Origin of the sequence: Vibrio sp. 3-2(1) (assembly GCF_963887575.1) — a bacterium.
Classification (GTDB): domain Bacteria; phylum Pseudomonadota; class Gammaproteobacteria; order Enterobacterales; family Vibrionaceae; genus Vibrio; species Vibrio anguillarum.
Genome location: NZ_CAWPGB010000066.1, coordinates 87,656 through 106,356 on the forward strand (window position 1 = coordinate 87,656; position 18,701 = coordinate 106,356).

17 protein-coding genes and 1 pseudogene are annotated in these 18,701 nt (G+C 41.3%); 17 read left to right on the plus strand and 1 reads right to left on the minus strand.

Annotation, left to right across the window (positions count from 1 at the left end; genetic code table 11):
- Window positions 1-106 precede the first annotated feature (106 nt).
- The 5 genes from AACQ79_RS18255 (at window position 107) to rplT (ending at window position 5,509) form a co-directional block, all read left to right on the plus strand.
- Window positions 107-2,119: a DEAD/DEAH box helicase gene (locus tag AACQ79_RS18255; protein ID WP_170899503.1), complete on the plus strand. Its 2,013-nt coding sequence runs from the start codon at window positions 107-109 to the stop codon at window positions 2,117-2,119.
- Window positions 2,120-2,332: 213 nt separating this feature from the next.
- Window positions 2,333-4,261 carry a threonine--tRNA ligase gene (thrS, locus tag AACQ79_RS18260; protein ID WP_010319593.1) on the plus strand — a complete coding sequence of 643 codons (1,929 nt, stop codon included), beginning with the start codon at window positions 2,333-2,335 and terminating at the stop codon, window positions 4,259-4,261.
- A 3-nt stretch (window positions 4,262-4,264) separates the two neighbouring features.
- Window positions 4,265-4,816 carry a translation initiation factor IF-3 gene (gene infC / locus AACQ79_RS18265; protein ID WP_080569453.1) on the plus strand — a complete coding sequence of 184 codons (552 nt, stop codon included), beginning with the start codon at window positions 4,265-4,267 and terminating at the stop codon, window positions 4,814-4,816.
- A 103-nt stretch (window positions 4,817-4,919) separates the two neighbouring features.
- Window positions 4,920-5,114 (plus strand): 50S ribosomal protein L35, encoded by a 195-nt coding sequence (gene rpmI / locus AACQ79_RS18270; RefSeq protein WP_010319591.1) that lies wholly within the window; start codon window positions 4,920-4,922, stop codon window positions 5,112-5,114.
- Between the two features lie 41 nt (window positions 5,115-5,155).
- Window positions 5,156-5,509 (plus strand): 50S ribosomal protein L20, encoded by a 354-nt coding sequence (gene rplT, locus AACQ79_RS18275; protein WP_010319590.1) that lies wholly within the window; start codon window positions 5,156-5,158, stop codon window positions 5,507-5,509.
- 70 nt (window positions 5,510-5,579) lie between these two features.
- Here the strand turns inward: rplT and AACQ79_RS18280 are convergent.
- Window positions 5,580-6,542 (minus strand): annotated as a pseudogene (locus tag AACQ79_RS18280) (integron integrase).
- A 244-nt stretch (window positions 6,543-6,786) separates the two neighbouring features.
- Here AACQ79_RS18280 and AACQ79_RS18285 point away from each other — a divergent pair.
- The 12 genes from AACQ79_RS18285 (at window position 6,787) to AACQ79_RS18340 (ending at window position 17,077) form a co-directional block, all read left to right on the plus strand.
- Window positions 6,787-7,458, plus strand: coding sequence for a hypothetical protein (locus AACQ79_RS18285; protein WP_170899504.1), 672 nt, complete (start codon window positions 6,787-6,789; stop codon window positions 7,456-7,458).
- A 146-nt stretch (window positions 7,459-7,604) separates the two neighbouring features.
- Window positions 7,605-8,138 (plus strand): shikimate kinase, encoded by a 534-nt coding sequence (locus AACQ79_RS18290; protein ID WP_170899505.1) that lies wholly within the window; start codon window positions 7,605-7,607, stop codon window positions 8,136-8,138.
- A 134-nt stretch (window positions 8,139-8,272) separates the two neighbouring features.
- Window positions 8,273-8,734 carry a hypothetical protein gene (locus tag AACQ79_RS18295; RefSeq protein WP_170899506.1) on the plus strand — a complete coding sequence of 154 codons (462 nt, stop codon included), beginning with the start codon at window positions 8,273-8,275 and terminating at the stop codon, window positions 8,732-8,734.
- Window positions 8,735-8,775: 41 nt separating this feature from the next.
- A complete protein-coding gene (locus AACQ79_RS18300) occupies window positions 8,776-9,474 on the plus strand; it encodes a hypothetical protein (protein ID WP_170899507.1) in 699 nt (232 codons plus the stop codon).
- 1,195 nt (window positions 9,475-10,669) lie between these two features.
- Window positions 10,670-11,164 carry a hypothetical protein gene (locus tag AACQ79_RS18305; protein ID WP_170899508.1) on the plus strand — a complete coding sequence of 165 codons (495 nt, stop codon included), beginning with the start codon at window positions 10,670-10,672 and terminating at the stop codon, window positions 11,162-11,164.
- Window positions 11,165-11,300: 136 nt separating this feature from the next.
- Window positions 11,301-11,927, plus strand: a complete 627-nt coding sequence (locus AACQ79_RS18310; RefSeq protein WP_170899509.1) for a DUF2971 domain-containing protein — start codon at window positions 11,301-11,303, stop codon at window positions 11,925-11,927.
- A 734-nt stretch (window positions 11,928-12,661) separates the two neighbouring features.
- A complete protein-coding gene (locus AACQ79_RS18315; RefSeq protein ID WP_249339217.1) occupies window positions 12,662-13,210 on the plus strand; it encodes a hypothetical protein in 549 nt (182 codons plus the stop codon).
- Between the two features lie 663 nt (window positions 13,211-13,873).
- Window positions 13,874-14,383, plus strand: a complete 510-nt coding sequence (locus tag AACQ79_RS18320) for a ClbS/DfsB family four-helix bundle protein (protein WP_094128444.1) — start codon at window positions 13,874-13,876, stop codon at window positions 14,381-14,383.
- Window positions 14,384-14,533: 150 nt separating this feature from the next.
- Complete coding sequence (locus AACQ79_RS18325; RefSeq protein WP_017045395.1) at window positions 14,534-14,950, plus strand: VOC family protein; 417 nt, start codon at window positions 14,534-14,536, stop codon at window positions 14,948-14,950.
- A gap of 139 nt (window positions 14,951-15,089) precedes the next feature.
- Window positions 15,090-15,668: a DJ-1/PfpI family protein gene (locus AACQ79_RS18330; protein ID WP_170889259.1), complete on the plus strand. Its 579-nt coding sequence runs from the start codon at window positions 15,090-15,092 to the stop codon at window positions 15,666-15,668.
- 133 nt (window positions 15,669-15,801) lie between these two features.
- Complete coding sequence (locus AACQ79_RS18335) at window positions 15,802-16,608, plus strand: DUF5677 domain-containing protein (protein WP_170899510.1); 807 nt, start codon at window positions 15,802-15,804, stop codon at window positions 16,606-16,608.
- A 148-nt stretch (window positions 16,609-16,756) separates the two neighbouring features.
- A complete protein-coding gene (locus AACQ79_RS18340) occupies window positions 16,757-17,077 on the plus strand; it encodes a hypothetical protein (RefSeq protein ID WP_170899511.1) in 321 nt (106 codons plus the stop codon).
- Window positions 17,078-18,701: the final 1,624 nt, after the last annotated feature.

Genomic DNA, 18,701 nt, shown 5'->3' on the forward strand with positions numbered 1-18,701 from the left:
TTAAGACTTATCCGCATCTGAACGGAACTCAGCTCTTTTTAATGGATCGGTATTGGAATTGGTAGAGCACGTGGGACCTTTTGTTAATTAATCTAGTGGGATCTCCATGCAAGACTCTGTAATTCAATTTAGTGAATTAGCCCTAAACGACTCAATCCTTTCTGCTCTAAATGAAATGGGTTTCGTTTCTCCAACTCCTATCCAAGCTGCTGCTATTCCATTTCTTCTTGAAGGAAGAGATGCGCTAGGTAAAGCACAAACAGGTACAGGTAAAACGGCTGCGTTTTCTCTACCTCTACTGAACAAATTAAACCTTTCTCAACACAAGCCACAAGCAATTGTGATGGCACCAACTCGTGAACTTGCTATCCAAGTTGCGGCAGAAATCAAAAACCTTGGCCAAAAGATTCAAGGCCTTAAAGTACTTGAGATCTATGGCGGTGCTTCTATTGTTGACCAAATGCGCGCTCTGAAAAATGGTGCTCATATTGTGGTTGGCACACCTGGTCGTGTAAAAGATTTGATCACTCGTGATCGCCTTCATTTAGACGAATGTCATACCTTCGTCCTTGATGAAGCTGACGAAATGCTCAAAATGGGCTTCGTTGATGACGTAACTTGGATCATGGAACAAGCACCTGGCACCGCTCAACGCGTGCTGTTCTCTGCGACTATGCCTCCTATGGTGAAGACGATTGTTGACCGTTACCTACGTGATCCAGCTCGTGTTGACGTAGCAGGTTCAAACCAAACTGTTGCGAAAGTAGAGCAGCAATATTGGGTTGTTAAAGGTGTTGAAAAAGATGAAGCGATGGCTCGTCTTCTTGAAACAGAAGAAACCGATGCGTCAATCGTCTTTGTACGTACTCGTCAAGATACCGAGCGTTTAGCTGATTGGTTATTATCTCGTGGCTTTAAAGCGGCAGCGCTTCATGGTGATATTCCGCAATCACTGCGTGAGCGCACGGTTGATCATATCAAACAGGGTGTAATCGACATTCTTGTTGCGACAGACGTTGTTGCTCGTGGTCTTGATGTTCCACGTATTACACACGTGTTCAACTATGATATCCCATTCGATGTAGAATCATACATCCACCGTATTGGCCGTACTGGCCGTGCTGGACGCAAAGGTAAAGCGATCCTTCTAGTTCGCACAAACCAAATTCGTATGTTGCGTACGATTGAGCGCGTAACTCGTTCTCAAATGGAAGAGATTCAACTTCCAATGCGTGACAAAGTTGCTGAAGCTCGTCTCATCAAACTGGGTGCAGAGCTAGAAGCTGACAAAGGTCATACTGCTTTAGACAAATTTGTTGAGCTCATTGAAAAACTTCAACAAAGCCTAGAGATTGATGCCACAACACTGGCGGCCATTTTACTGAAGCGCCAACAAGGCAATCGTCCACTGTTCTATGTCGGCCCAGATCCAATGGTCGACGCGATCGAGCGTGAAAAATCACGTCGTCGTGATCGTAAAGAGGGTAGTGAGCGTGGTGAACGTCGTGAAGGCGGTCGCGATAGCCGTGATGGACGCGAAGGTCGCCGCGAATATGGTACTGCGAGCAATGACTGGGATACTTATCAGTTACAAGTCGGCCGTGAGCAAGGCGTGCAAGTGAAAGACATCGTTGGTGCTTTAGCTAATGAACTTGGTTTAACCAAAGGTTCAATTGGTGCAATTAAACTTGCTCAAGGCCATACATTCGTACAGCTTCCTAAATCAATGTCTTCAGATGTTGAAGGCAAATTGCGTAAACTGCGTATTCGCCAAAAAGAAGTCGGTGCCGTTGTATGTGACTTTGATGACTTCCGCGAGTCTCGTGGTCGTCGTGAAGGTGGTAACGGTGGTGGTGCCCGTCGTGAAGGCGGAAACGGTGGCTTCCGTAATCGTGAAGGCGGTGCTCCTGCTGCTGGCGCAGGTCGTGGTGGCCGTGAAGGTGGCTTCCGTGGCAACCGTGACGGTGCAGCGGCGACTGGTCGTGATGGTGAGCGTCGTTTTGACCGCAACCGTGGTGGCGACCATCGTGGTAACTTCCGTGGTGAACGTGGTCACGGCAATGCTAGTGCCAATGCCAATGCGGGTACGTTAAGTCGTCCTCGTCGCGTTGAAACATAATCAATTATTGAAACTCCAAAGCCCGTGATATTTATCATGGGCTTTTTCTTTTGATTTATATAATTCGATCTTTGCATTTCTAGCGTGAGCTAGTTAAAATCTTCGCTTCATTGAAGTTCCGGTATTCGTGTTACCGAGTGAGCTTCGATGGGTTATTTTCAATCAAACTCAACACGTGTTGCTTGGTATGCAACACCACTGTAAGGATTATACATGCCTATTATTACTCTTCCTGACGGCAGTCAACGTCATTTTGAACACCCTGTATCGACAATGGAAGTTGCAGCTTCTATCGGCCCTGGTCTTGCAAAAGCAACGATCGCAGGCCGTGTCGATGGTGTGCGCGTCGATGCGTGCGATCTTATCGAAAATGATGCTAGCCTTGAAATTATAACGACAAAAGATGAAGTTGATGGTTTAGAGATCGTACGCCACTCTTGTGCGCACTTACTTGGCCATGCATTAAAGCAACTTTATCCACAAGCCAAAATGGCGATTGGTCCGACGATCGATAGCGGCTTCTACTATGATATCGATCTTGAGCAATCACTCACGCAAGATGATTTAGAGCAAATCGAAAAGCGCATGAAAGAGCTTGCTAAGACAAAATATCAAGTTGTCAAAAAGAAAGTCAGTTGGCAGGAAGCCCGTGATGCTTTTGAAGCTCGCGGTGAAACATACAAGATGGAAATCTTGGATCAGAACGTGGCTCGTGATGACAGACCGGGTCTATACCATCATGAAGAATACATTGATATGTGTCGTGGCCCTCACGTACCTAACATGAGCTTCTGCCAACACTTTACCCTGCTTAGCATCGCTGGCGCGTACTGGCGTGGTAACAGCGATAACAAGATGCTACAGCGCATCTATGGTACGGCATTCCATGACAAGAAAGCACTTCAAGCCCATCTAACGCGTTTAGAAGAAGCGGCTAAACGTGACCATCGTAAAATTGGTAAGCAGCTCGATCTATTCCATATGCAGCAAGAAGCTCCAGGGATGGTATTCTGGCACCATAACGGTTGGTCTATATTCCGTGATCTTGAAGTGTTCATTCGCCAAAAACTCAGTGAGTACGATTACCAAGAAGTAAAAGGTCCATTAATGATGGACAGAGTTCTATGGGAGCGTTCTGGTCACTGGGATAAATATGCGGATGCCATGTTCACGACGTCATCTGAAAACCGTGAATACGCAATTAAACCGATGAACTGCCCAGGCCACGTTCAAATATTTAATCAAGGTTTGAAATCATACCGTGATCTGCCATTGCGTATGGCTGAGTTTGGATCTTGCCACCGCAATGAGCCATCAGGTTCATTACATGGTATTATGCGTGTTCGTGGCTTTACTCAAGATGACGCCCATATTTTCTGTACCGAAGATCAAATTCAACAAGAAGTGACATCTTGTATCAAGATGGTCTACGACACCTACACGACGTTCGGTTTTGATAACATCGTTGTTAAACTGTCTACACGCCCAGAAAAACGTGTTGGTAGTGATGAAATTTGGGATAAATCGGAAGAAGCATTAAAGCTTTCACTGCAGGCAATGGATATCCCATTTGAAATTCAAGAAGGTGAAGGCGCATTCTACGGCCCTAAAATTGAATTTACTTTGCATGATTGCTTAGATCGTGCGTGGCAATGTGGTACAGTGCAGCTGGATTTCAATTTACCTGCTCGTTTAGGCGCGACATATGTTGGCGAAAGTAACGAGCGTCTTGTTCCGGTTATGATTCACCGTGCAATTTTGGGTTCACTTGAGCGCTTTATCGGTATCCTTATCGAAGAGTATGCAGGTTTCTTCCCTACGTGGTTAGCGCCGGAACAAGCGGTAATTATGAACATTACTGATAAACAGTCAGTTTACGCTCAGGAAGTAGCACAAAAACTACAAAAATGTGGAATTAGAGCCAAAGCAGACTTGAGAAATGAGAAGATTGGCTTTAAAATCCGCGAACACACTTTAAAGCGTGTACCGTATATGCTTGTTTGTGGTGACCAAGAGATGGAAGCCGGAGAGATCGCAGTACGTACCCGCAGGGGCAAGGACTTAGGTAAATTTAAATTGGATGACTTTATTGCGTATATCCAAGCCGAGGTTTCTAGCCGTAAGCTCAATCTGGAGGAATAAACTATTAAAGGCGGAAGACGTGGCCAACAGCCGGCCAAACCAAACCAGCACCGTTTAAACGGTGAAATTCGTGGCGTTCGTGAAGTTCGTTTAACTGGCGCAGATGGTGAATCCGTTGGTGTTGTATCAATCAACGAAGCATTAGAAGCTGCTGTAGAAGCTGGTATGGATCTTGTAGAGATCAGCCCTAACGCCGAGCCACCAGTTTGTCGTGTGATGGACTATGGCAAGTTCCTCTTTGAAAAGAGCAAGACTGCTAAAGAGCAGAAGAAGAAGCAAAAACAGATCCAGATTAAGGAAATTAAATTCCGTCCTGGGACTGATATTGGAGACTATCAGGTAAAACTACGCAACCTGACCCGTTTCCTAGAAGAAGGCAACAAAGTGAAAGTTACTATTCGCTTCCGTGGCCGTGAGATGGCGCACCAAGACATCGGTGTTGATGTTCTTCATCGTTTGAAAGAGGATACTGCTGAAATTGCAGTAGTTGAGTCTTTCCCGAGTCGAATTGAAGCACGCCAGATGATCATGATGCTTGCCCCTAAAAAGAAGTAATTAACGGCTTACAAGTAATGAGACCTCGCCGTTGAAAGACGGTGGGGTGTTATTCGCCCTAATTACATGTTATTTAAACTACTACAATGCGGAGTTATTCATCATGCCTAAGATGAAAACCAACAAAGGTGCAGCTAAGCGTTTTAAGAAAACTGCTGGCGGTATTAAATTTAAGCACGCTACAAAACGTCATATCCTGACTAAGCGTACTACTAAGAACAAGCGTCAACTACGCCCTAACTCAATCCTTCCAAAATGTGAAGTGGCTGGTGTTATGCGCATGTTGCCATACGCTTAATTCTTTTTAGTTTATTTATCGTTTAGTTTAGGAGAAGCATAATGCCTCGCGTAAAACGTGGTGTACAAGCTCGTGCACGTCATAAGAAAGTTCTAAAACAAGCTAAAGGTTACTACGGAGCACGTTCACGTGTTTACCGCGTAGCTTTCCAAGCTGTAACCAAAGCTGGTCAATACGCTTACCGTGACCGTCGCACTAAAAAGCGTCAGTTCCGTCAGCTATGGATTGCGCGTATTAACGCAGCATCTCGTCAAAATGGTCTATCTTACAGCCGTTTCATTAACGGTCTTAAGAAAGCATCTATTGAGATCGATCGTAAGATCCTTGCTGATATCGCGGTATTCGACAAAGCTGCATTTGCAGTGCTTGTTGAAAAAGCAAAAACTGCTCTTTAATTTAGCAGTGAAGGTTTAAGAAAAGGAGGGCAAGTATGCTCTCCTTTTTTATTGCGCTTATTTATAAGCTTTATAAGCGCGACAGTGGGCTTAATACACCGCTGGCGCCTCTATCCAGTACGTGAGTGTAAATCTGAGTGGTTTTTACATCACTATGCCCTAATTGTTCTTGTACTGTTCTAATGTCCGCTCCCGCTTCTAGCAAGTGTGTCGCAAAGCTATGCCTTAGCGTATGGCATGAAACTGACTTTTGTATCTCAGCATCATGAGCGGTTTTCCGAACTGCTCGCTACAATGCCGACTCATTAATATGGTGCCTTCGTTTCAACCCACTATTCTCATCTAAGGTAAGTAAATTAGATGGAAACAAGTAGTGCCAATTAAACTCATAAGGAGCTGAAGGATATTTTTCTCGCAACGCATTGGGTAACCAGACTCCTCCATAACCTTTGGTTTGCATATCTTTATCATAGTAACGCTTAGCTAATGCTTGTTGCTCAGCTAGTTGTGGATAAAGCTCCTTAGCAAGTGTGACGGTGCGGTTTTTTCCTCCTTTTCCTTGCCATACCCGAACCGCACCATAATCTAAATCAATATCCTGTATTCGGAGTCTGACACATTCCATCAGCCGCAGCCCTGATCCGTATAAGAGCATAATTTGCAATTGATATCGTGGCTCAATATGTTCTAAAAACCGCTTAATTTCAGTTCTTGTCATCACTACTGGTAATTTCTGAGCAAGTTGAGATTTCTTGAAATTCATGCTAATTGATAGCGGTTCTTTAATGATTTCACGGTACAGAAAATGGAGAGAGTTAAGCGCTAACGCTTGTGTTTTCGCGGCTACTTTCCCATTAACAGCTAAGTCAGTTAAAAACATCTCAACTTCTTTACTACCCATTCTCATTGGATGTGTTTTGTTATTGAAGTAGATGAATCGTGTTATCCAGTGCAAATATGCCTCTATAGTTTTCTTTGCATAGTGTCGCGCTTGCATATACTCTTTAATGCTTAAAATAAATTGTGATTTCATATTTTCCCAACAAAATTGCCTGTTTTTATATACAGTATTGTTGTTTTTGGTTTAGTCAACAAACTAAGTTACATAAAGTCGTCTAATGTGAAGTCTGACGCAGTTTTTATTCAACTAACAATCTGATAAAAAAGATTTATATGATAGATTTCTAATTATCAAAGTTCATGATAAGTGGCGGTAGCATGGTAAATTAGGTCGCATTTTGTTGTATAGATAGCGTTAGTTTTAAGGAAATATCAGAATGTATTGGGAATTGATTGGTTCAGTATTAGCATCACTTGGTGGTGCTTCGGTCGTTATTGCGGGCTTTGCTCACTTTTTAGGAAAAATTTGGTTAGATCGAATCTCAAAGCAAACTGCAGCAAAGTATGACGCGGAGTTGTTAGCACTTAAATCCGAGTCTGAATTCGCACTTTCTAGCTTTAAAACTAAAGCTGATGCGGAATTGAAAAATAGAGAAGAGTTTAATGGAATATCCTTGGAAGTGTACCAAGGTTTCTTTAAGAATAGAGTGTCAACTTACCTCGAGTTATTGAAAATAAAAAATGCTTATACTACCAAGATGAATGAAGATTTCGTAACTGAGACAACTGAAGATTGGGGAAATGCATACTACTCAATTTACTCCTCATTGCGAAAGTTGGTTATCGAAAATCAGCTGTATATCTCAAATGAACTTGAACAAAAGTTTTCATTTCTTCGAATGAACGCTGCTGAGTATATTAAAGAAGCAGATATGACGGAAGGTTATAGTGTTGGAGATGGTGATGATCCTAATATTACCCAAGAACAGCTATCTAGAGTCTATAATAAGCTCGCTGTTGAAACATACCAAGAAATGGAAGATTTCTTTAACCAACTAGATGCGGACGTAAAAAAGCTTCGTTCACGTATCGAAATGGACAAAAACTAACAAACTGTTTAAGAGTGATTCGCAACGCGTGGCATTTTTACTATGCGTTGCGTTTAGTGTTTAAGGTGGTATGCGTGAGCTTCGGTATTGCGTTGCTCACACCTTAACAGGGCGTTATGTGCTAGGGAAAAAAATCAGGTTTGGTGATGAAAAGAATTAATGTAATAGGTACAAGTGGTAGTGGTAAAAGTACTTTCAGTCGCCAACTTGCGAATAAGCTCAAATACCCATACTTGGAAATGGATGCGATATTTTGGAAGCCAAATTGGCAAGAGTCTACAGATGAAGAGTTCTTCGCAAATCTAACTGAGAGTCTAAATGGCGAACAATGGGTACTTGATGGCAACTATAACCGGACGGCCGGAATCAAGTGGGTTAGGGCCGACACCATCATTTGGGTGGACTATTCCTTTCCTAGGACGCTATTCCAAGCTGTGAAACGAGCGTTAACTCGTATTGTGACTAAACAGGAACTTTGGGGTAAAGCAGGTAATGTCGAGTCATTCAAAAAGTCGTTTCTTAGCAAAGATTCGATTATTCTCTGGACGTTGAAAACGTATAAAACAAATCGTATTCGTTACAAAGAGTTACTGAATGACCCGAGGTACAGCCACATAAAGTTCGTTAGGGTAACTAGCCCTAAAAAGGCTAGGGCGTTCATTGATGGGCTACGCACATAACAAACGCTTCAAGAGGGACAGCCAACGCGCGGCATTTTTACTATGCGTTGGTTTTTGTGTTTACGGTGTTATGCGGAAGCTTGGTAGTAGCGTTGTCTGCCCCTTAAGCGGGCGTTAGGGCTCAGGAGGTCAAATTGAGTATAAAAATTGAAACTACAGAGATCATGAAAATTGATTTCAATGAAAACGTGGTGACAGTATTACCTGTCAGCTCAAATGAAAGTGACTTGCATAATTACTCTTCTACAGCGTTATCGTTTTGGAAGTATGCTCGAAGAAACATTGATATTGAATTATTCTCCGAGCCTAAAACGCTGGTCGAACAGCGTTCTGGAGAATGGTTTGGTCCAATGATTTTGATTACATCATCGTTACTGTCAGGGAATAGTGCTTTGGTGTCTGTCTTATGTGGAGTAGTCTCTAATTATCTAACTGATTTTTTCAAAGGCAAAACTGATGAGCCAATTGTTAAGTTAAAGGTTCTTTATAAAGAAACTAAGTCCTCAAAAACTACTGAAATTTCTTATGAAGGCGATATTCAGGGCATTGAAAGACTAGAACAGTCGATTTTAGAAGTGGTGAAAAAAGGACAATGAAAAGAGATAGAATTTCATTTGAATCCGTAAGCGAGTCATTTATGGATTTCGTAGATTCTTGTGCTCGATTAAGTTTTTTTACACGCTCTAAAAAGCTGCAAAACGAAAAGATCAGCGAGTGTGATCATTTTATTAGCAGCATTAAAGGGTATAAAGCACAGGCTATTGAATTTGGCAGTGAAGAAATGGCTAATGAATTTTTCCATATGCAATGTGTTGTTAATGGGTTGCGCTCCGTTTTACTTATGTGGGTAACATTAAAAGACGAAGACTTTCAAAAATCATGGTCGCATCTAATAGATGCTCAAGAGTACACTTCAGTTGCTTTAAAAACTAAAGAATATGAAGGAATAATCAACTTTCAGAGTCAACTTCTTTCCATCGAGGAAGCCGTGTTTCCAGGTTGGGCATTATTTAATAGTCCCGGCTTTATTGAAACGGTTGGTAAGTGCTCGATTTGTGGAAGTAACTTTGCTGTCTGTGATCACGTAGAGAACGAGATATACTTTGGGTCTTTGTGCCAGAGGGTTGATCGCGAGGTCTTGGAGTTAAATCACACCGCTGTGGTTGAACATCCGAGGGATAAACGATGTATTGTGACAGAAATATCTGATGACGAAGACTTTATGGTTAACTATTTTACGTGGGAAAGAACAGGTGAACGTAAGGAAAAGCAAGAAGGCACAATCGGGCATATGAAATCCGTGCTGTTTACAATTCCATCGTTAGACTTCAACTAGAGCCCTAACAAACAATTTAAGAGTGATTCAGCACGCTCGGCAATTTTGGTTTGGGTCTAGTTCAGTGTTTACGGTGTTCAAATTGAGTTTTGTGGTAGCGTGCTTCACACCTTAATTGGGCGTTATGCAACTCAGGTAAATTTAGGGGTTCAATCTTTTTAGGTTTCTCCGGCCATTCGTTTTGAGTTGTCGGCAAATGAGCATTTTTACCCTAAAATTCGTGGTTCACTCAAGCCGTAAAACAGACAAACTTCTTTGTTTGCCTCAATCAGTTTTGGTGCTGGTTTCTTGGCAATTCAGCGTGCGCAAAGTGTGGAAAGTGAAAGTTTATCGAGCCTTTCTACTTGCTGAAAGTCTTGCTTGTTGAGTTTGTCTCATTCAAAAGCTTGGTTTGTTGTTGAAAGGTGGACTTTGTTTTGGCGGCTTATTTATCACAGTTCTTGCTTGGGTTGATTCTTGAATCACTCAACCATTGCAATCGTGGCTTTTGGTCGTATAAATTCGGTTTATCTCATTGAATTTGCATAACAAACGGCTCAAGAGGGATTGCCAACGCTTGGCGACTTTAGTGCAAAATTGAAGTTCAGTGTTTACAGTGTGTTTTTTTAAGTTCGGCGGTGCGTTGTCAACCCCTTAGCCGGGCGTTATGCAACTCAGGTAAATTTAGGGGTTCAATCTTTTGGGATTTCTCCGGCCATTCGTTTTGAGCTGTCGGCAAATGAGCATTTTTACCCTCAAATTCGTGGTTAACTCAAACCGTAAAACAGACAAATTTCTTTGTTTGCCTCAATCGGTTTTAGCGTTGGCGTGTTGTCAATTTAGTAGGCGCAAAGTGTGGAAAGAGCAAGTTAATCGATCATTTTGTATTTGTTGAAGGCTTTGCTCGTTGAGTTTGTTTGGCTCAAAAGCCTAGTTTGTCGCTGAAAGGCAGACTTCATTTTTGCGGCTTATTTATCACGGCTTTTGCTTGGGTTGATTCTTTAATCACTCAACCATTGCAATTATGGTTTTTGATCGAGTAAAGTCAGCTTATCTTATTGAATTTGCATAACAAACAATTCAAGTGGATTCTCAACGCGTGGCAGTTTTACTATGCGTTGAGTAAAGTGTTTTACGGTGCAATGCGGCGACTTGGTCAGTGCGTTGTTCACCACTTAATTGGGTGTTATGTGATTTATTAAGTAAGAGGTCAGAATTGAATAACGAAGTTTGGTTCCAATTAGTAAAACAATGGAAAGACTCTGGAAGAGGGGTGTACGGACTTACTTTTCCATTTTTAGTTGGTGCGTTGGCAAGAATTCAAGATCGAGAGCCAACAAAAGAATTTATTACGGAGTTGTTTGCATCGATTATTGATAATCCGGTTGCTGGTTTTTATGGAGAAGTTAGATGGTGTGGGAACATTGATGAGCCCGTCATTTCAGTAAATCCGCTTGAGCGGCTAGCAACTGTTTCTATCAAAGATAGCTTCAAGCATGGTGAAGTAACCACTTTAGCGTTTACTACCGATCTTATGAACATGTTTCATCTGAACTGCGAGGATGCTAAAGAATGCTTAGGTAAGCTCATTGAGCTTACTAATGAGATAACCCAAAACTCAGTATTCTCAAAAAATGCAGGTTCGTTTACAGACTTCTCTGAAGATGACTTGTATTTCATTTCGGAAGTATCTGGAGTAAAAATCACATAACAAACTGTTTAAGAGTGATTCGCAACGCGTGGCATTTTTACTATGCGTTGCGATTAGTGTTTAAGGTAGTATGCGGTGGCTTCGGTATTGCGTTGCTCACACCTTAACAGGGCGTTAGGCGAACAAGGGTAGAGTGATGAGAGTTTATCATTTTTTAAGTACAGAATTTGCGTATAAAGATTTGCGTGAAAAGAGGCTAAAAGTATCAGAACTAAATCGCCTGAACGATCCATTTGAGTTTTTGGGGATGAACTTAGCCGATCCTGTTCTTCGCAAGGCTATGAAAAAGACCAAAAATCAATTAGCAAAATCTAAAGGGTTAATATGCTTTAGTCGGAACTGGCGTAACCCTGTTCAATGGGCACATTATGCTGATAGTCATAAAGGTATTTGTCTAGGTTTTGATATTCCTGATCGCTTGCTAAGTAAAGTAAATTACGTTGATGAACGTATCGAGTATCCGAATGGCTTCACTGAAGCGGATATGCTTGAGCTTCTAACAACAAAGTTTGCACATTGGTCATATGAAGAAGAATATAGAGTGTTTGTTGAGCTAAATACTAGAGAAGATGGTTTGTATTACGCACCGTTTAGCTCTGATATTAAATTAAAACAGGTCATCATTGGAGCTTGTTCCAAGGCTACTCGTCGACAGGTTATTGAATCTATTGGAGATGATGTTGGCGTTGAAATTTTCAAAGCTAGGGCTGCGTTTAAATCCTTCAATATCGTACGAAACCAAGCTTATGACGAGTTCGCCTAACAAACGCTTCAAGAGGGACAGCCAACGCGCAGCATTTTTACTATGCGTTGGTTTATGTGATTACGGTGTTATGCGGAAGCTTAGTAGTAGCGTTGGCTGCCCCTTAAGCGGGCGTTAGGCAAAGTGAGTTTTTATCAGCTAAATCGAGTTGAAATTGAACGGTAAATTCCATGTTCTCATGGCTGAACTTAAGCAATAAATCATCATCACATATTTGTTGTTTCTTGATCGCGTTGGGTTGCTTTTCGCTGTGAATTCATCGGCAAAATAACCTTCAGCATCCAAACGTCCGCCGAGCATGCTACGCTCGTCACTTTTCTTCCAAATCGCTCAATTTGAGTTTTTTTGTTTCTTTGCTGATTCAGCATTTTGGTTTATAAATGAATCGGTTAGTTTGTTTTGGTTTGCAAAGAAGCCTTGTTCTTTAGTTTTGAAAGTGCAGGTGTCAATTGGTTGGCCTAACAAACGGCTCAAGAGGGATTGCCAACGCATGGCGACTTTGGTGCAAAATTGAAGTTCAGTGTTTAAAGTATGTTTTTTTGAGTTCGGCGGTGCGTTGTCAACCCCTTAGCCGGGCGTTATGGCACCGGTAATCAAAAGGTTTGGTGGTATTAATGAAGAAAATAATTGCGGCTTGCTCTTCTGAGGTTAGTTTGGTTATTGATTTGTTTTCAATTTTAAAAAACGCTAGGTTTGAATACTAACAATTTAGAGTTGAAAGTTTTTTAACGAGTGTGCAATTAAATACTGAACGAATGACGGAAAAAGAGAGAGTAGAGTTTAAAAATAAGTGTTTAAGTAAAGAAGGGCAAAAATTGGCAGCTGATTTTGCTTTAGCTGTAACAGAAACACCAAGTGAAATTATACTAGGGGCTTATTCATTACTTTTCTTATCTGATCCTCAATTTTTATTTACAAATGTACAAATTGAGCGATTTGTATTGTGTACAAAGGGCTTAAGTGATCGAAAAATTAAACTCTTTATGAAACTGTGTGCGTTGAGGCCGATTAGTTATGAATTAGTCTATCCGATATATTCGGTTGGAAGTCATAATTACAATGAGGCCAATTTTGAATTCGAAGTTGATGAAATATATGCATATGTGCAAGAATTTTTCAATCGTGGGTTGTTATTACAAGATCCTCAGGCTGATTTTGGTGTTAGCTACATGGGAGACGACGTGCCGTCAAAAGATTCATGGCTCATCAATTTTGGGGTTAGTGATACTCTAAAGAGATATTCAGCGTTATTAAATAAAGTAGAGTATCTACTCAATAAATAGTGCCATAACAAACGGCTCAAGAGGGATTGCCAACGCATGGCGACTTTGGTGCAAAATTGAAGTTCAGTGTTTACGGTGTGTTTTTAAGTTCGGTGGTGCGTTGTCAACCCCTTAGCCGGGCGTTATGCAACTCAGGTAAATTTAGGGATTCAATCTTTTGGGATTTTTCCGGCCATTCGTTTTGTATTGTCGGCAAATGAGCATTTTTACCCTCAGATTCGTGGTTAACTCAAACCGTAAAACAGGCAAGGTTCTTTGTTTGCCTCAATGAGTTTTGGTGCTGGTTTGTTGTGAATTTAGCGGGCGCAAAGTGTGGAAAGGGCAAGTTAATCGAGCATTTCGCATTTTCTGAAAGTCTTGCTTGTTGAGTTTTCCTGATTCAAAAGCTTGGTTTGTTGTTGAAAGGTGAACTTTGTTTTGGCGGCTTATTTATCGCAGTTCTTGCTTGGGTTGATTCTTGAATCACTCAACCATTGCAATTGTGGCTTTTGGTCGTGTAAATTCAGTTTATCTCATTGAATTTGCATAACAAACGGCTCAAGAGGGATTGCCAACGCGTGGCGACTTTAGTGCAAAATTGCAGTTCAGTGTTTAAGTGTGTTTTTTAAGTTCGGCGGTGCGTTGTCAACCCCTTAGCCGGGCGTTATGTGAATGGAGATCAAAATGTCTTCTGTGCCAAAAAATAAGGATGAATTAGAGTTAGCTATAAACTCAATATTTCCGAAACTCATGGCTGACTATCGTTCAATTCCGGAAAGTAAAGCTCGCAAATCTGGAGTAGAGGGAAACGTCAAAGGTACAGTCATTAGTGTTAGTGATACAGTAGCCTACTTGATTGGTTGGGGAAAACTGGTTCTTAAATGGCATCAGCTAAGATCTCGACACCAACATGTAGATTTCCCGGAAACTGGTTATAAATGGAACCAATTAGGTTCACTCGCTGAAAGTTTCCACGAAGAGTATCGTGAGTGGAAATACAATGATTTACTCATTGAACTTGAGTCTACGGTTAACGAGATACTTTTACTCATTTCAAGCTTAAGTAATCATGACTTATATGGTGTTGCGTGGTATGAACAATGGACTTTGGGGCGCATGATTCAGTTTAATACGTCATCACCTATGAAAAATGTGCGTACAAAAGTTCGGCGTTTCAATCGAGAATTCACATAACAAACGCTTCAAGAGGGACAGCCAACGCGCGGCATTTTTACTATGCGTTGGTTTGTGTGGTTACGGTGTTATGCGGTAAGTTGGTAGTAGCGTTGTCTGCCCCTTAAGCGGGCGTTATGCTACCAATCGAAATCTTCAATAAGGAATACTATGAAACAGAACATTGTCCATATTGCTTTAGTTGTAAAAGATTATGATGAAGCCATTGATTTTTATGTAAACAAACTCAAATTTGAACTTATTGAAGATACTCATCAACCTGAACAAGACAAACGTTGGGTGGTTGTGGCTCCACCAAATTCTCATGGTGTTACGTTATTACTTGCCAGAGCCTCGAAGCCAGAGCAGCATGATTTCATTGGGAATCAAGCAGGCGGTCGAGTATTCCTGTTCCTAAATACCGATGATTTCTGGCGTGACTTTAAGCGTATGAAATCGATTGGTATTAACTTCGTCCGCGAGCCAACAGAAGAAGACTATGGAACGGTAGCAGTGTTTGAAGACTTGTATGGAAACTTGTGGGATCTTCTTCAATTGAATCCAAGCCATCCAATGGCAAAAAGGTAGCATAACAAACGCTTCAAGAGGGACAGCCAACGCGTGGCATTTTTACTATGCGTTGGTTTCGGTGGTTACGGTGTTATGCGGTAAGTTGGTAGTAGCGTTGTCTGCCCCTTAAGCGGGCGTTATGTGCATGGAGGCACTAATGGACATTGGTATTTATATTTACGATGGGGCCGAAGTTCTCGATTTTTCAGGACCTTTCGAAGTTTTCAGTACAGCTAAACGATTAGGTGCAGAAAGCTGGAATGTATTTTTAGTTTCAGAAAACTTGGAACCAGTGAAAGCCAGAGGTGGTTTTACTGTTTTACCCGACTATTCGTTCCTGCATCACCCTCAAATTGACCTATTAATCGTTGTTGGTGGTATCCATACGAACGAAATGAATAAGACCAATGTGCTTCATTGGGTTGCATCAGTGGATAAGCACGCTAAACATATTGCATCAGTTTGTACCGGAGCATTCATATTAGCTAATGCGGGTTTGCTGAAAGGACTTGCTGTTACGACTCATTGGGAGGATATATCTGAGCTGAAACAACGGTTTCCTGACTTAGTCGCTGTGGAAGACAAACGTTGGGTAACAACAAGCAAATACACCACGTCGGGTGGTATATCTGCGGGCATTGATATGAGTTTGTTCTTGGTATCAAAGTTTCATAGTCAAAGCCATGCTGAGTTAGTTGCCCATCAAATGGAGTACAACTGGCAAAAATGCACATAACAAACGGCTCAAGAGGGATTGCCAACGCGTGGCTACTTTAGTGCAAAATTGCAGTTCAGTGTTTAAGTGTGTTTTTTGAGTTCGGCGGTGCGTTGTCAACCCCTTAGCCGGGCGTTAGGCATCAGGAAATTATATGGACCAATACAGAACGATTGAAGAATATAACGATGTTAAAGATGCTTTAGTAACTATGTGCGGCATGCTACTTTTTGAATTCGCAAAAGAACCCGATTTAAGTGTCAAAGATACAATATTGCGTAACTTTCTTGCCAAAACATCTATGAGCTTGAAGGGCATTTTTGCTTTATGGGAAATCGAAAATTATCAAGATTGTTGGGCTATTTATCGAGCACAAATGGACCGATTTTTTCATTTAGAGCACATTGCTAAACACGATGAATTTGAGTTATTTGATGATTGGTCTACATATAGGCAATTTCAAGCGCACAACTTAGCAAAAAGTGACAAGAGATTTCCAATTGAACAAACATCCCAAGTGTATTGTTTTAATGACAATTTTGCTGCAAAGGTAAAGTCCGTACAAAGAGCAAAACCTAAATGGAATCGCCCGAAGGCAGAAAGTGTTGCAAAGGATATAGGAATGGATTTCTTATATAAATTTGGTTATGACCTTGCATCTATACATGTTCATCCGATGTCAAATGACGGGCAACAAGATTTTTTCACTATTACCGGAATTGAATCTGTAGATAAATTCCCCTCACAAATTGCTGTAATTCACAATTCTATTTTGACAACAACAATGATTGCTCAAAATGTGTTCAATTGTAGTTCGCTCCAATGGCGTGCTGTTCTTTATGATTTTATCGACCACATTAGGGATGCTATTTGCACAGGTGATAAACAGTATATGTTGACGTATATGAAAATTGTAAAATTCAAACAAGATAACCAGAGTTTAGCGGTAAAAGATGCCTAACAAACGCTTCAAGAGGGACAGCCAACGCGTGGCATTTATATTATGCGTTGGTTTTTGTGATTACGGTGTTATGCGTTAAGTTAGTAGTAGCGTTGGCTGCCCCTTAAGCGGGCGTTATAACTCATTCAAGTTCCGAGGAAATTTATACATGAAATACCAATATGTTAAAGGTCGTATTGATGATGCAGTAGAAGAGTTGTGTATTGGAGCTGGTGATGCGAGAAGTCGCTTGCTTAGTGCCAATGAGGCGACTTCAAGTCTTTTAGATATTCACTTTCCCGAAGAGTTGCTTGGTGACTGGCGATCAATACAAGAACGTATGACTAAAAGTGGTCCTAGAACTAACTTTGAAGGCAAAATGGTTGAAGGTGCTGTCGCTCATACAATGACTAAGATCCAAAATAAAACAGCGAGCAAAATTGCGGCGGATATATTGAAGCTACATAAGAAATTGCAGTCAGAATACTGAGTTATAACAAACAATTTAAGAGGGATTCCCAACGCTTGGCATTTTTGCTTCTACTTCAAATATAGTGTTTATGGCACAATGCTTTAGGTTTGGGTGGTAGCGTTGCTCACCCCTTAATTGGGCGTTATGCAACTCAGGTAAATTTAGGGGTTCAATCTTTTGGATTTCTCCGGCCATTGGTTTTGTGTTGTCGGCAAATGAGCATTTTTACCCTCAAATTCGTGGTTAACTCAAACCGTAAAACAGGCAAATTTCTTTGTTTGCCTCAATCAGTTTTAGCGTTGGTGCGTTGTCAATTTAGCGGGTGCAAAGTGTGGAAAGGGCACGTTAATCGAGCATTTTGCTTTTGCTGAAGTTTTCGCTCGTTGAGTTTGTCTGATTCAAAAGCTTGGTTTGTCGCTGAAAGGTGGACTTTGTTTTGGCGGCTTATTTATCACGGCTCTGGCTTGGGTTGATTCTTGAATCACTCAACCATTGCAATTGTGGCTTTTGGTCGTGTAAAGTCGATTTATCTTATTGAATTTGCATAACAAACGGCTCAAGAGGGATTGCCAACGCGTGGCGACTTTAGCGCAAAATTGAAGTTCAGGGTTTACGGTGTGTTTTTTTAAGTTCGGCGGTGCGTTGTCAACCCCTTAGCCGGGCGTTAGGCAAGGTGAGTTTTTATCAGCTAAATCGAGTTGAAATTGAACAGTAAATTTCATGTTTTCATGGCTGAATTTAAGTAATAAATAATCATCACATATTTGCTGTTTCTTGATCGCGTTAGGTTGTTTAGCGTTGTAAATTCATCGGTGAAATAACCTTCAGCATCCAAACGTCCGCCGAGCATGCTACGCTCGTCACTTTTCTTCCAAACCGCTCAATTTGAGTTTTTTGTTTCTTTGCTGATTTAGCATTTTGGTTTATAAATGAATCGGTTAGTTGGTTTAAAATTCACAAAAAATCTCGTTCTTTGGTTGTGAAAGTGTCGGTGTCAATTGGTTGGCCTAACAAACGGCTCAAGAGGGATTGTCAACGCGTGGCGACTTTAGTTCAAAATTGAAGTTCAGTGTTTACGGTGTGTTTTTTGAGTTCGGCGGTGCGTTGTCAACCCCTTAGCCGGGCGTTAGGCAAGGTGAGTTTTTATCAGCTAAATCGAGTTGGAATTGAACGGTAAATTCCATGTTTTCTGGCTTAAGTTAAGCAATGAATAATCATCACATATTTGTTGTTTCTTGATCGCGTTGGGTTGCTTTTCGCTGTGAATCCATCGGCAAAATAACCTTCAGCATCCAAACGTCCGCCGAGCATGCTACGCTCGTCACTTTTCTTCCAAATCGCTCAATTTGAGTTTTTTGTTTCTTTGCTGATTTAGCGTTTTGGTTTATAAATGAATCGGTTAGTTTGTTTCAAGTTTACAAAAAAGCTCGTTCTTTGGTTGTGAAAGTGTCGGTGTCAATTGGTTGGCCTAACAAACGGCTCAAGAGGGATTGCCAACGCTTGGCGACTTTAGGGCAAAATTGAAGTTCAGTGTTTACGGTGTGTTTTTTAAGTTCGGCGGTGCGTTGTCAACCCCTTAGCCGGGCGTTAGGCAAGGTGAGTTTTTATCAGCTAAATCGAGTTGAAATTGAGCAGTAAATTC

Bases quoted from the DNA above. Each gene is read 5' to 3' on its own strand.
- AACQ79_RS18300 (WP_170899507.1), top strand. From the start codon at position 8,776: ATGGATTTCGTAGATTCTTGTGCTCGATTAAGTTTTTTTACACGCTCT.
- thrS (WP_010319593.1), top strand. From the start codon at position 2,333: ATGCCTATTATTACTCTTCCTGACGGCAGTCAACGTCATTTTGAACAC.
- rplT (WP_010319590.1), top strand. From the start codon at position 5,156: ATGCCTCGCGTAAAACGTGGTGTACAAGCTCGTGCACGTCATAAGAAA.
- AACQ79_RS18310 (WP_170899509.1), top strand. From the start codon at position 11,301: ATGAGAGTTTATCATTTTTTAAGTACAGAATTTGCGTATAAAGATTTG.
- AACQ79_RS18290 (WP_170899505.1), top strand. From the start codon at position 7,605: ATGAAAAGAATTAATGTAATAGGTACAAGTGGTAGTGGTAAAAGTACT.
- AACQ79_RS18285 (WP_170899504.1), top strand. From the start codon at position 6,787: ATGTATTGGGAATTGATTGGTTCAGTATTAGCATCACTTGGTGGTGCT.
- AACQ79_RS18330 (WP_170889259.1), top strand. From the start codon at position 15,090: ATGGACATTGGTATTTATATTTACGATGGGGCCGAAGTTCTCGATTTT.
- AACQ79_RS18335 (WP_170899510.1), top strand. From the start codon at position 15,802: ATGGACCAATACAGAACGATTGAAGAATATAACGATGTTAAAGATGCT.
- AACQ79_RS18320 (WP_094128444.1), top strand. From the start codon at position 13,874: ATGTCTTCTGTGCCAAAAAATAAGGATGAATTAGAGTTAGCTATAAAC.
- AACQ79_RS18325 (WP_017045395.1), top strand. From the start codon at position 14,534: ATGAAACAGAACATTGTCCATATTGCTTTAGTTGTAAAAGATTATGAT.
- rpmI (WP_010319591.1), top strand. From the start codon at position 4,920: ATGCCTAAGATGAAAACCAACAAAGGTGCAGCTAAGCGTTTTAAGAAA.
- AACQ79_RS18255 (WP_170899503.1), top strand. From the start codon at position 107: ATGCAAGACTCTGTAATTCAATTTAGTGAATTAGCCCTAAACGACTCA.
- AACQ79_RS18340 (WP_170899511.1), top strand. From the start codon at position 16,757: ATGAAATACCAATATGTTAAAGGTCGTATTGATGATGCAGTAGAAGAG.